15 protein-coding genes are annotated in these 12,509 nt (G+C 57.7%); 2 read left to right on the top strand and 13 right to left on the bottom strand.

What is annotated here, in order from left to right:
- Nucleotides 1–41 precede the first annotated feature (41 nt).
- The 4 genes from QFW87_RS18730 to puuE form a co-directional block, all read right to left on the bottom strand.
- Complete coding sequence (locus QFW87_RS18730; protein ID WP_007960046.1) at nt 42–545, bottom strand: ureidoglycolate lyase; 504 nt, start codon at nt 543–545, stop codon at nt 42–44.
- Between the two features lie 121 nt (nt 546–666).
- Nucleotides 667–1,662, bottom strand: coding sequence for an allantoicase (gene alc, locus QFW87_RS18725; protein ID WP_283180906.1), 996 nt, complete (start codon nt 1,660–1,662; stop codon nt 667–669).
- A 96-nt stretch (nt 1,663–1,758) separates the two neighbouring features.
- On the bottom strand, nt 1,759–2,274 hold the full coding sequence (uraD, locus tag QFW87_RS18720; RefSeq protein WP_283188506.1) for a 2-oxo-4-hydroxy-4-carboxy-5-ureidoimidazoline decarboxylase: 516 nt from the start codon (nt 2,272–2,274) through the stop codon (nt 1,759–1,761).
- Nucleotides 2,271–3,197 carry an allantoinase PuuE gene (puuE, locus tag QFW87_RS18715; protein WP_283188505.1) on the bottom strand — a complete coding sequence of 309 codons (927 nt, stop codon included), beginning with the start codon at nt 3,195–3,197 and terminating at the stop codon, nt 2,271–2,273. Before puuE ends, uraD begins: the two co-directional genes overlap by 4 nt.
- Before the next feature lie 433 nt (nt 3,198–3,630).
- Here puuE and uraH point away from each other — a divergent pair, with 433 nt between their 5' ends.
- Nucleotides 3,631–3,984 (top strand): hydroxyisourate hydrolase, encoded by a 354-nt coding sequence (gene uraH, locus QFW87_RS18710; protein WP_111449004.1) that lies wholly within the window; start codon nt 3,631–3,633, stop codon nt 3,982–3,984.
- A 282-nt stretch (nt 3,985–4,266) separates the two neighbouring features.
- On the opposite strand, the gene QFW87_RS18705 is transcribed toward uraH, so the two are convergent.
- The 4 genes from QFW87_RS18705 to QFW87_RS18690 all read right to left on the bottom strand — a co-directional run bounded on the left by QFW87_RS18705 (nt 4,267) and on the right by QFW87_RS18690 (nt 8,157).
- Complete coding sequence (locus tag QFW87_RS18705) at nt 4,267–5,196, bottom strand: transposase (RefSeq protein WP_283188224.1); 930 nt, start codon at nt 5,194–5,196, stop codon at nt 4,267–4,269.
- Between the two features lie 222 nt (nt 5,197–5,418).
- Nucleotides 5,419–6,045: a LysE family translocator gene (locus QFW87_RS18700; protein WP_283188504.1), complete on the bottom strand. Its 627-nt coding sequence runs from the start codon at nt 6,043–6,045 to the stop codon at nt 5,419–5,421.
- Nucleotides 6,046–6,124: 79 nt separating this feature from the next.
- The gene (locus QFW87_RS18695; RefSeq protein ID WP_283184603.1) at nt 6,125–7,444 is read right to left on the bottom strand and encodes an NCS2 family permease; all 1,320 of its coding nucleotides are present in this window, start codon (nt 7,442–7,444) and stop codon (nt 6,125–6,127) included.
- Nucleotides 7,445–7,710: 266 nt separating this feature from the next.
- Entirely contained in the window at nt 7,711–8,157 is a 447-nt protein-coding gene (locus QFW87_RS18690; RefSeq protein ID WP_283188503.1) for a MarR family transcriptional regulator, read from the bottom strand.
- Between the two features lie 81 nt (nt 8,158–8,238).
- On the opposite strand from QFW87_RS18690, the gene QFW87_RS18685 reads away from it, so the two are divergent.
- Nucleotides 8,239–9,405, top strand: coding sequence for a PLP-dependent aminotransferase family protein (locus QFW87_RS18685; RefSeq protein ID WP_283188502.1), 1,167 nt, complete (start codon nt 8,239–8,241; stop codon nt 9,403–9,405).
- 291 nt (nt 9,406–9,696) lie between these two features.
- Here QFW87_RS18685 and QFW87_RS18680 read toward each other — a convergent pair whose 3' ends face one another.
- The 5 genes from QFW87_RS18680 to QFW87_RS18660 all read right to left on the bottom strand — a co-directional run bounded on the left by QFW87_RS18680 (nt 9,697) and on the right by QFW87_RS18660 (nt 12,468).
- Entirely contained in the window at nt 9,697–10,068 is a 372-nt protein-coding gene (locus QFW87_RS18680) for a glutathione S-transferase N-terminal domain-containing protein (protein WP_046047502.1), read from the bottom strand.
- A gap of 101 nt (nt 10,069–10,169) precedes the next feature.
- Nucleotides 10,170–10,715 carry a GTP cyclohydrolase I FolE gene (gene folE, locus QFW87_RS18675; RefSeq protein WP_003204506.1) on the bottom strand — a complete coding sequence of 182 codons (546 nt, stop codon included), beginning with the start codon at nt 10,713–10,715 and terminating at the stop codon, nt 10,170–10,172.
- Between the two features lie 77 nt (nt 10,716–10,792).
- Nucleotides 10,793–11,350, bottom strand: a complete 558-nt coding sequence (locus QFW87_RS18670; RefSeq protein ID WP_283188501.1) for a Smr/MutS family protein — start codon at nt 11,348–11,350, stop codon at nt 10,793–10,795.
- A gap of 75 nt (nt 11,351–11,425) precedes the next feature.
- Nucleotides 11,426–11,746 (bottom strand): hypothetical protein, encoded by a 321-nt coding sequence (locus QFW87_RS18665; protein WP_033057147.1) that lies wholly within the window; start codon nt 11,744–11,746, stop codon nt 11,426–11,428.
- A 131-nt stretch (nt 11,747–11,877) separates the two neighbouring features.
- The gene (locus QFW87_RS18660) at nt 11,878–12,468 is read right to left on the bottom strand and encodes a cysteine hydrolase family protein (protein WP_008146122.1); all 591 of its coding nucleotides are present in this window, start codon (nt 12,466–12,468) and stop codon (nt 11,878–11,880) included.
- Nucleotides 12,469–12,509: the final 41 nt, after the last annotated feature.

The raw sequence follows: 12,509 nt of genomic DNA, 5'->3' as shown, positions 1-12,509 counted from the left end.
CTCTCGCCTGTCACTCTGTTGTCGAGTGATCAGACCTTCTCTTATTGGTGGGGGGCAAGGATCAAACGCTCATCCTCTTTGAAAAAATGCTCATCGCAGTTATTGCCTGTGCCACTGCGATCAACCACCAGGAAGTCATCCCGCTTTTCGATCGTCAGCACCGGATGGTGCCAAACGCCGCGATGGTAATTAATGCCCTGCCTGCCGTTGGTGACGAAGGCGCGGACCAAGCCTGATACAGGTTCATCGCCAAGTGGCGCGACCACGATCAGAAAAGGGTTGCCGAGCAGCGGAATGAAAGCCTGGCTGCCCAGCGGGTGACGCTCCAGCATGCTGACGGTCAGCGGCATGTCCTGCGCGTCGGCGCGGAAGATACTGATGATCGCGTTGTCCTCTGGCGTGGCGGTTTCAACCGTCGCCAGTTTGTGAAAGCGCATGGTCGAACCGTTGTTGATCATGAAGTGATCGCTACCGTCGGTTTCGATCACGTCACCGAAAGGGGCGAAGGCTTCTTTGGTCAGCGGTTCAATCGTCAATGTGCGCATGCTGGTCTTCTTACCTTGAATTCGTTGTTGTCTGTTCTATTGCCATCGCTAGCAGGCTAGCTCCCACATTTGGAGTGCATTCCCCTGTGGGAGCCAGCCTGCTGGCGATTGGAGACGACGCTTATTTTGCTACCTTGCCCAAAACTCGCAGGCGGCTAACACCACCATCCGGGAACACGTTCAGGCGGATGTGAGTGATCGGGCCCAGCGCCTTGATCTGCTCGGCGAAGGTGTGTTCGGCGTGCATTTCCAGTTTCTGCGCCGGCAGCAATTCGCGCCAGAACAGCGATTGGGTTTCGATCTGGCTGTCGGTGCCGCCCTTCACGAACGCGCCCTGGATCGAGCAGGTGTCCGGGTAGTTGCCCTTGAAATGCAGGGTGTCGACGATGACTTTCTCGATTTCGCCGGCATGACCCAGCGCGACAATGACCCAGTCATTGCCCGGCGTACGGCGACGTGCGGTTTCCCAGCCGTCGCCCATGTTGATGCCACGGCCCGGGTTGAGGATGTTGCTCATGCGACCGAAGTGTTCGTCGGAGCAGGCGAGGGCGCGGCCACCGTTCAGGGCTGCTGCCAGATCAACTTGCTCGTTGTCGCCCACAGCGGACCAGTCGCGGAACGGAACACCGTAAACACGCAGACGGGCCACGCCACCATCCGGGTAGATGTTGAAACGCAGGTGGCTGAACGCCTGGTCGTTGTTGATTTCGTGGTAGTGATGGCTGTTGCCTTGCAGCTCGACGGCCGACAGCACTTCAGTCCACAGGGTGTTTTCATCCGGCTCGCCCGAGGCCAGGAAGCAGGCTTCCAGAGAGGCCGATGGCGGGAAGTTGCCGGTGAAGAATGAAGTGTCGATGTCCACGCCTTTGATCGAACCCGGTACGCCCAGGCGGATCACGGCGCTGTCGTAGCCTTCGAAGCGCTTGCGGCGCGACTCCCAGCCGTCCATCCACTTGCCGTTGTCATCGAATACGCCCTCCTTCCACACAGCCGGGGTCGGCTGGAACAGGCGGTTGGCATCAGCGAACCAGTCATCGGTGACCGAGATGATTTTGGTGCCCAGGCGGGCGTCGGCCAGGTTGACGAACTTCTCGAAAGGTACGGCGTAAGCTTTCATTCTTCTTGTCTGCCTTTAATTAGTTGGCTTGGGATGCTTGCAGTGCCCTTGGGTCTTCGCGTTTTAAACGCCCGGGCTTTTCACAAGGGCTGCTCGCTATAGGGTCAGTAATCGGAACAACGCAATCTTGTTGATCTCCGCCAGCGCGCATTTGAACTCGGTGTCTTCCGGGTTGTGAATGCGCGTTTCGAACGCCGCGAGGATCTGATGCCGGTTGCTGCCTTTTACCGCCATGATGAAGGGAAACTTGAACTTGGCTTTGTAGGCGTCGTTCAGCTCGGTGAAGCGTTGAAACTCTTCGGCCGTGCATTGGTGAATACCCGCGCCAGACTGTTCTTCAGTGCTGGCTGCGGTAAGCTGGCCCTGGACGGCAGCTTTGCCGGCCAGGTCCGGGTGAGCGACGACCAGCTCAAGCTGGCTTGCGTGATCGGCGCTCAACAGGATGTCGCTCATGCGCTGGTGCAGGGTTTCGATCTCGTCGATCGAAGCGTCCTGGCCCAGGTCGAAGGCCTTTTCGGCCACCCATGGCGAATGTTCGTAGATGTCGGCGAAGGCAGCGACGAAGGCGTCGCGGCTCAGGGTCGAGGGCTTCAGGGTTTGGAAGTGGCTCATTTCGCGGTCCCTTGGTACGGGTGGGTTTCGTGCCAGTGGCGAGCGATGTCGACGCGACGGCTGAACCACACCTGTTCATGACTTTTAGCGTATTCGATAAAGCGTTTGAGCGAGGCCAGACGCGCCGGACGGCCAATCAGACGGCAGTGCAGGCCGATCGACAACATCTTCGGCGCTTCGGCGCCTTCGGCGTACAGCACGTCGAATGCGTCTTTGAGGTATTCAAAGAAATCGTCGCCCTTGTTGAAGCCCTGAACCTGGGTGAAGCGCATGTCGTTGGTGTCCAGCGTGTACGGAATCACCAGGTGCGGCTTGCCGGTCGGGTTGTTCGGTTCCCAGTAGGGCAGGTCGTCGTCGTAGGTGTCGCAGTCGTAGAGGAAACCGCCTTCTTCCATCACCAGACGACGGGTGTTCGGACCGGTGCGGCCGGTGTACCAGCCCAGTGGGCGCTCGCCGGTGATTTCGGTGAGGACGCGGATCGCTTCGAGCATGTGCTCGCGTTCCTGCGCTTCGTCCATGTACTGATAGTCGATCCAGCGGTAGCCGTGACTGCAGATCTCGTGTCCGGCATCAACCATCGCGCGGATCACGTCCGGGTGGCGCTGGGCGGCCATGGCCACGGCGAAGATGGTCAGCGGAATGTCGAATTCCTTGAACAGTTTCAGAACCCGCCAGACGCCGGCGCGGCTGCCATACTCATAAAGGGATTCCATGCTCATGTTGCGAGCGCCTTGCAGCGGCTGCGCCGAGACCATTTCCGAAAGGAAGGCTTCGGATTCTTTATCGCCGTGCAGAATATTGCGCTCGCCGCCTTCTTCGTAATTGAGCACGAAGGACAAGGCGATGCGGGCATTGCCCGGCCAGTGTGGGTGAGGAGGGTTACTGCCGTAACCGATCAGGTCGCGTGGGTAGTCAGCGCTCACTGCAGTCTTCCTTCTTATTCGTTCGACTTGTTCAAGGTCAGGGTTGTGTGGCGGCCTGGCGGTTTGATGACAGGCTGGCGTCACAGCGATGGGCTGATTGTATACAACTTTATATCCACTTTGTAAGCCTGTTTTTTTGCATTTTTCACTGACTGTCATCTTCACATGTTATTGCAAAAAACCTGCCTGATTGGTCAGTTAATGGATGGAAGGTCCTCTGGCCCTGTGGCTCGGTGGCAGATTCGGCGGGAATCCCTGAATGACTGGGATAGCAGTAAATATGTTGTTTTTATTGTGTACAATTTTTGTTAAAAGTGTCTTAATCAGTCGCTCGCCGCAGCGTTTCGTGCTCCGAATCGGTGCGGTCTCCTTTTCAACTGACTTCGGGAGGCGCGAGGCCTGACTGCTCCATGCAGGCAGGCGCGCAGAATCAATGGGACGTTTGACTACTCACGTTTTAGACGCTGCACATGGTTGCCCGGGCAGCTCGATCAAGGTCGAGTTGTATCGCGTTGAAGGTTCGCAGCTGGAACTGGTGGCCACAGCAGTCACTAACAGTGACGGCCGGGTCGATGCACCGCTGCTGCAAGGCGATGACTACCGTTCCGGGGTCTATCAGGTTCAGTTTCATGCGGGCGATTACTACCGCGCCCGTGGCGTTCAGCTACCAGAACCCGCGTTCCTGGATGTGGTGGTGCTGCGTTTTGGCATCTCAGCAGAGCAGGATCACTACCACGTGCCGTTGCTGATTTCGCCGTACAGCTATTCGACCTACAGAGGAAGCTAGGGCTTTCCCCCCAGAATCCTGTGCATATAGCTTCTTTGGTCTTTCGCCCGCTCACACTGCGGGCTTTTTTTTGTCCTGAGATATGTGGTGTTGCTGATGACGCCTTCGCGAGCAAGCCCGCTCCCACACTGGATCTTCTGCGAATACATTATTTGTGACCGGCAGAGATCCAATGTGGGAGCAACTGTCTTGGTGATCTTTATTTTGAAGGCATATTGATAGACAGCTGAATTCCCACAGCTTTACGCCATGCGATGCCCTACAGGAACACCGCGACCCGTTTTAGGCCAAGGGTTGTTTCCACTCAGTTCGGTCTCGGATCATGGCGTTCAGTCGTATCAGCAGCACGCGCATACAGGCGATGAGCGCTACTTTTGCGCATTTGCCCTTACGACGCAGTGCGTCATACCGCGCTTTGAACTCAGGCTGTCGCTGAATCACCACCCAGCACGCCATGTACATCGCGCGACGCGCAGCAAACCTGCCGCCGCTAATATGGCGCGGACCTTCATGCTTGCCGCTGTCATCGTTGTAGGGGGCTATGCCTGCCAGCGCTGCAATCTCGTGCCGTCCAACCTCGCCCAGCTCAGGCAAATAGGCCATTAAGCTGGCTGCCGTCACGAGCCCTATTCCCTTGACCGAGCACAAACGGGCTATTTTATCACTGTCCAGGTCTTGGGCACTTTGACGGATCAACTTCTCTATCGACTTTATTGCTTGGCATAAATAGTCGATATGCCTCTGCAGACAGGGTTTTACCCGGTCTACAGAGGCTGTTTTGAGGCGCCGAATATCATCGCTTTGCTGCTGAACAAAGTTTTCACGTTGCTGTACCAGCGCACGCAAATTGTCCTGTTCAGGGCTGGTGATGCGGTTGCTTGGCGACTTTATGACTTCTGCAAACTGCGCGAGAAGTCGCGCATCTATCGGGTCGGTTTTAGCGTGCTGCCCCATCGCCTTGGCAAAGTTCTTGGCGCGACGAGGGTTGATCCGCAAGACTTCGAAGCCCGCGGCCTGAAGCGCTTTCATGGCCTCTCGCTCATAGCCGCCGGTGGCTTCCAGCAATACGCGGTTGACCTGGTAGCGCTTTAACCAATCAATCAGCGCAAGGAAGTCACTGGCGGTATTGAGGTAACTTGCGCCAACGTCTTGCGGGTTAATCCGAACCTCAAGAGTATCTTTGGCAACGTCGATGCCTGCGCAGGAAAACATAGCTGAATCCTCTTACACTCAAAGGTGAGAGCACTCTGGCTGGGCACCACGCTTGTAAATGTTCGAGGTCGGCTCGTTCAACTGTTCGGGCTCAATAACCAGAGTGGAGAGGTGAATGGCAGCATGGGCTCCCACACGTGCTTTAAGCACTATTCACCGCTCTCATCCTCAGTCTAATTCCTGCGCAAGACACAAGCGGGCTTGCTCGCGAAGCTTTTGCTTTTAACGGCTCAACAACGAAGCCGCACCAGCCCCGCTAAACAACCCCGCACTCACCCGATTAAACCAGTTCTGACCCCTTCCACTGCGCAGATACCGCGCCGCCCCGTGTGCACCTAATCCATAAGCCAACTTGCACAGCAAATCCAGCACGGTCCAGGTCGCAATCATCACCAGCAACTGCGGCAGGAACGGCTTCTCGGCACTGAGGAACTGCGGCAGGAAAGCGGCAAAGAACAGAATGTCTTTCGGGTTGCTGGCGCCCAACATAAACGCGCGCCCGAACAGTGCGCGAAAGCGTGGAACCGGCGCAGCCTGGGGCACTTCAGCGCCATGGGAGGGCAGCCGCGATTGCTGCCAGCTCTGCCAAGCCAGATAGAACAGGTACAGCGCCCCGACGATCTTCAGGGCGCTGAACAACTGTTCCGATGCCAGCAGCAAGGCGCCCAAGCCCAGCGCCGACGCACTTAGCAAGCAGATCGACGCAATCACGCCACCCAGAAACGCCGGGTAAGAACGGCGCAAACCGTAATTCAGACTGTTGCTGATCATCAGCAAAGACAGTGGCCCCGGGATCAGGATTACCACCAGCGCAGCGCCGCTGAACAGTAGCCAGGTTTCCAGACTCATCACTTTCCTCCATTTGCACAAAAGCCTCACCCGACGGGGTGAGGCTGTTTTGAAACACTGTTTTTGAAACGTAGACGGCTTACAAGAAAATGAACTTGGCGATGAAGATCGCGCAGAGCACCCACAGACTGATGGAAATTTCCTTGTGCTTACCGGTACAGGCCTTCATTACCACGTAAGTGATAAAGCCCAGGGCAATGCCGTCGGCGACCGAGAAGGTCAGGGGCATCATGATCGCGGTAACGATCGCCGGAATGCTGTCGGTCGCTTCGTCCCATTCGATGTGCGCCATACCGCCCATCATCAGCATCGCCACATAAATCAGCGCACCGGCGGTTGCGTAAGCGGGGATCATGCCAGCCAGCGGTGCGAAAAACATTGCGGCAATAAATAGCACACCTACGGTCACAGCGGTAAGACCAGTCCGACCACCAGCGGCTACACCCGCAGCACTTTCTACGTAGCTGGTAACCGGCGGAACGCCGACCACCGCACCGAATACGCTGGACGCACTGTCGGCTTTCAGGGCGCGGGAGAGGTTTTCGATCTTGCCGTCAGCATTCACCAGGCCGGCGCGCTGGGCGACGCCCATCAAGGTGCCGGCGGTGTCGAACATGTGCACGAAGAGGAAGGCCAGCACCACGCTGATCATGCTGATGTTGAACACGCCGGCGACATCCATGGCCATCCAGGTCGGAGCCAGGCTCGGCGGGGCCGACATGATCCCTTCGTAATGCACCAGGCCCAGGCCCCAACCGGCCAGGGTCACGGTGATGATGCTGATGAGGATCGCACCGAACACTTTGTGGTAACTGAGCACGGCGATCATCAGGAAGCAGATGGCGGCCAGCAGCGGGCCAGGTTCGCGCAGGGAGCCGAGCTTGATCAGGGTGGCCGGGCTGTCGACCACGATGCCCGCGGTTTTCAAGCCGATCAGCCCCAGGAACAAGCCCACGCCGGCGCCCATGGCAAAGCGCAAGCTCACCGGGATGCTATTGAGCAGCCATTCGCGGATTCGGGAAAAAGTCAGAAACATGAACAACACACCGGAAACAAACACCGCGCCAAGGGCGGTTTCCCAGTTGTAGCCCATGGTGCCGACCACGGTGTAGGTGAAGAAGGCGTTGAGGCCCATGCCCGGCGCCAGGCCGACCGGCCAGTTGGCATACAGACCCATCAACAGGCAACCCAGCGCAGCGGCGATGCAGGTGGCGACGAACGCGGCACCGTGATCGATCCCGGCGTCGGCCATGATGTTGGGGTTGACGAAGATGATGTAGGCCATGGTGATGAAGGTTGTCAGACCGGCAATCAACTCGGTCTTCACCGTGGTGCCATGCAAGCTGAGTTTGAAGATGCGCTCCAGCCAGCCATTGCGTAATGGCGGCGAGAGTTCCAGCGTCGGGGCTTCGGATTTGCGGCTTTCCACAGCGAATACTCCTCAAGAGTTTTATTGTTATTTCCAGGGCCGGACCCATGAGGGTGGCAGCGACCCTTTGAGGTGCTTGCGAATTTGTTGACTGCTTGGTCAGGAACTCGCACGAAGTGGATTATGCTTTTGTATACAAATAAAGCAAATAATGTTTTTGATTTTGTAGACGAAAAGTTTGTTGATCGGGATATATCGGCTATAGACGATCGTTCCCACGCAGAGCATTGGAACGATCAGTCTGCGAGGACTTGGTTTTTTCCTAAAGCCAGATTTACCGCCAGCCACCCATTCACCGCCGTCTCACCCGCCTCGGCAAACACCCGCTCCAGCAATTTCACCTGTTCACGGCGCAATGACTGCTCGAAACGCGCGCCATCGTCGGTCAGCTCCAGCAACCGCTTACGCTTATCGGTCTGGGACGCGACACTGTTCACCAGATGCATTTCCACCAATTGACGCAGCGGAATGTTCAGCGCCTGCTTCGTCACCCCGAGCAATGCCAGCAGTTCCTTGACACTCAGGTTCGGGTAGCGGGCGATAAAAAACACAATGCGTTGATGCACCCGGCTCAAGCCACGACGCTCGAGCATTTCGTCGGCCTTCGCAGTGAAAGCCTGGTAACCGAAGAAAAACGCTTCCATCGCTTGTTGCTGAGTCACGGGGTTTTTAAGGTCAAGCATATTGACGTATCCGTTCGGTCTGTCGTAATTTCGGTCAAGCAGTTTGACTCATTTTCCTCAGGCCTCGCTACCGGTGACTCCATGGCATTTTCCGAACGCATCTCGCGTCTTAAAAGTTCTTTGATCCGTGAAATCCTCGCCGCCGCCCAACGCCCGGAAGTGATGTCGTTCGCCGGCGGCTTGCCCGCTGAAGCCATGCTGCCGAAAGTAGAGTGGACCGACATGCCGCTGTCCATGGGCCAATACGGCATGAGCGAAGGTGAGCCGGCGCTGCGTGAAGCGCTGGCAGCAGAGGCACGGGCGTTGGGCGTACCCTGCGAGGCGAGTCAGGTGTTGGTGGTCAGCGGTTCCCAGCAAACCCTCGATCTGGCGGCCAAGCTGTACATCGACAAAGGCACCGAAATTTTGATCGAAGCGCCGACTTATCTGGCGGCCTTGCAGATTTTTCAGCTGTTTGGCGCCGACTGCATCACTGTCCCGCTGGTGGCTGATGGCCCGAACCTGGCGCAGCTGCGTGCTCGTCTGGAAAAACACCGTCCGGCGTTCATCTATCTGATTCCGACTTTTCAGAATCCTTCAGCCGTGCGCTACAGCGAGGCCAAGCGCGATGCCGTGGCAGCCTTGCTGGATGAGTTCGGCGTGACCTTGATCGAAGACGAGCCTTACCGCGAGCTGACTTTCGACGGTGGCAGCGCCACGCCAATTGTCAGTCGCTTGAAAAAGGCCAGCTGGATCTACACCGGCACCGTGTCGAAAACCCTGTTGCCCGGACTGCGAGTCGGTTATCTGATCGCCAGTCCGGATCTCTTTCCGCACTTGCTGAAACTCAAGCAATCGGCCGACCTGCACACCAATCGCGTGGGCCAGTGGCAAGCGTTGCAGTGGATCGGCACTGAGAAATTCCAGCATCACTTGAGCGAGCTGCGGGACTTCTACCGGGTTCGTCGGGACGCGTTCCAGTCAGCTCTGGAAACGCATTTTGCTGATTTGGCGGACTGGAACGTGCCGCAGGGCGGGCTGTTTTTCTGGCTGACTCTCAAGCAGCCGCTGGACACGCGTACGTTGCTCAAGGCCGCACTGGCAGCGGATGTGGCGTTTATGCCGGGCGAGCCGTTCTTCCCCGAACCGGACAGCAATCCGGGGCATTTGCGCCTGAACTTCAGTCACATCGACCCGGCACGGCTGGACGAAGGGCTCAAAAGGCTGGCAGCGGTGCTGCGTCAGGCCCAGGCGGCAAAAGCGGCTTGAGGCTGCTGGTGCGAAGGGTGCGAAGGGTGCAAAAACAAATAAACCGGCCCATTGGCTAATGGCAATCAGTTAAGGAACAACACAATCCGTAGCAGCTGGCGAAGCCTGCGTTCGGCTGCGCAGCAGTCGTAAAACCTGAGTTTGCGGTCTTCCTGAAACACCGCATCGTCTGATTTCACGACTGCTTCGCAGCCGAACGCAGGCTTCGCCAGCTGCTACGGATCGCGTTTAGCTTAACTGATCGGCATTAGCCAATGGGCCGGTTTATTTTTTTCCGAGATATGTACGGCTTCAGGCTGCGGCAAACCGCTTGTCCAGATAATCGATGATCACCTTGGACTCATACATCCAGGTCGTCTGGCCATTCTCTTCGATGCGCAGGCACGGCACCTTGATCTTGCCGCCCTGTTCCAGCAGGGTCTGGCGATCCTGTTCATTGTTCTTCGCGTCGCGCAACGCCACCGGCACGTTCAAGCGGCGCAGGGTGCGGCGGGTTTTCACGCAGAACGGGCAGGCGTGGAACTGATACAGGGTAAGGTCTTTGGCGGCTGTTTCGACCTGAGCCTGAGCGGCGGCGGGGCGCTGCTTTTTGCCTGGGCGGGTAATGAAGTCGATGAAGATGATCAGTTGGCCAAGGCCGACACGAAGCGCTTTAACGAACACGGTATAAGCCTCACAGGGGCAAACAGAAGGCGCGCAGCTTACCTGATTTTTCACAGACGAAAAAAAACCGGCGATGAATGCCGGTTTTCTTCTGCCGCGAATTACTTGATCAGGCTGAGAAACTCGCTGCGGGTGGCCGCGTTTTCGCGGAACTCACCCAGCATCACCGAAGTGATCATCGACGAATTCTGTTTCTCCACACCGCGCATCATCATGCACATGTGCTTGGCCTCGATGACCACCGCAACGCCCAGGGCGCCGGTGACTTGCTGGACCGCATCGGCGATCTGGCGGCTGAGGTTTTCCTGGATCTGCAGGCGGCGGGCGTACATATCGACGATCCGCGCGACTTTCGACAGGCCCAATACCTTGCCGCTCGGGATGTAGGCGACGTGAGCCTTGCCGATAAACGGCAGCAGGTGGTGTTCGCACAACGAGTAGAGCTCGATGTCCTTCACCAGCACCATTTCGCTGTTGTCGGAGCTGAACAAGGCACCGTTGGTGACCTCTTCCAGTGTCTGTTCATAACCGCGGCAGAGGTACTGCATGGCTTTGGCGGCACGTTTTGGCGTGTCGAGCAGGCCCTCGCGGGAGACGTCCTCGCCCAATTGGCCGAGAATCGCGGTGTAATTCTGTTCCAGGGACATGAAACTACCTGTGGGATTTTACGCAAAGGGCAAGGGTACGGTGGCGGACACGACGCTGCAAGCGTGGCGCGTCGGCTTTACTCGTCGCGACCTTCCATCATGGTTCGTTTGAGCATCACATAAACCGCTCCGGCGCCGCCGTGTTTCGCTTGGCACGAGGTGAAGCCGAGTACCTGCGAATGTTGGCGCAGCCAAGTGTTGACGTGGCTTTTGATCATCGGCCGCTTGCCGTCCAGACGCACGGCCTTGCCGTGGGTGACGCGCACGCAACGGATTTCGAATTTGGTCGCTTCGGCCAGAAACGCCCAGAGGGTTTCCCGAGCCTTTTCCACGCTCATGCCATGGAGGTCGAGGCTGCCTTCGAACGGAATCTGTCCGATCTTGAGCTTGCGCATCTGGCTTTCCTGAACGCCGTCACGCGCCCACATCAGCTCGTCTTCCGGGCCAACATCGATGACGAACTGATCGGACAGCCCGTCAACGGTGGTGGCGTCGGTGCGCACGGTGGCGGCCTGACGCAACTTGGCGATTTGCGCGCGATCAGCTTTGGGTTTGCCGGTTTCGGCGCGATCGTGTTTGATCGGCTTGACGCCTTTGATCGCGCTTTTGAACAGGGAAAAATCGTCGTCTTGCATGTCAGCCTCCGCGAAGGGCGGCCAGTTTACCCAACTCGAGGCGAATGGGGCGCGAGAAAACGCGCAACGCTCGGCTCAGTCGTGCTTTTTCATCAAGTGCGGGGAGATGTTCAGCTCTTGCGACTGCCGCGAGCGGCGACGGCAGCGACGCCACAGCCACACGCCGAGGTACAGCACAAACAGGCCAATCGCCAGAATCACTGCCGAACCGACCCGGTTGGTATTCAACTCGCCTAAGGCGGGTGCGTGGCCAAGCAGGCTGGCTATGCCTGCCATCGCCAGCAACACACCGCACATCGACAGCAGGGCAGCAAATGCCGCGCCGATTCGAAAACGCCAGTTGCGTTGGCCTTTGGGCCGCAAGCGGCGAGCGTCAAAACCATCGGATAACTTCATTCCGACCTTCCTCAATGGGTATCGGCCCTTCGACCGGGAGTTGACCGGGATGTTCCTGAGGCTAAGGCAATTACAGCAAATGATAGGCTTTTGCGGATGAGCGGCGGCATGGACCGCTCATCGAGCGTCGATCAGATCAGTTCGTGAGTCAGCGCGAGGGTGGCAAAGTTGTCCGCCATGATCGCCATTTCGGTCTGCTGAACGTGGTCTGCGCTCAACACACCGCCCTTGTAAGGCAGGTCGCGAGTCGCGCAGGCGTCTTCTACCAGCGTGCAACGAAAGCCCAGGTTCTTCGCAGCGCGCACCGTGGTGCTGACGCTGGAGTGGCTCATGAAACCGCACACGATCAGGTCCAGCGAGCCGAGATTCTGCAGGCGTTCCAGCAGTTCGGTGCCGTGGAACGCACTCGGTAGCAATTTACCGATGATGGTTTCGTCGCCCTGTGGTTCCAGGCCCGGGATGAACTCACCGCGCTCACCTTGTGGATCGAACAGCCCACCGACGGTGCCGAGGTGGCGGACATGGACGATCGGCCGGCCGGCTGCACGGGCAGCGGCCACCAGTTGCTTGATGTTCGCGACGGCAGCATCCATGCCGCTCAGAGCCAACGGGCCGCTGAGGTATTCTTTCTGGGCATCGATGATGACAAGGGTCGCATGGCTCAGAACGGCAGCTGCATAACCGCGGCCGCTGAGTTGAAACATCGTTTTTGGAACGGACATTCTGGGGCTCCTTCGAGTGGGGCTTTTGCGACATTGTCCTC

The sequence above is a fragment of the Pseudomonas sp. PMCC200344 genome (genome assembly GCF_030053095.1).
Taxonomy (GTDB): Bacteria; Pseudomonadota; Gammaproteobacteria; order Pseudomonadales; family Pseudomonadaceae; genus Aquipseudomonas; species Aquipseudomonas svalbardensis.
This window is presented reverse-complemented; position numbering and strand designations above follow the sequence as displayed.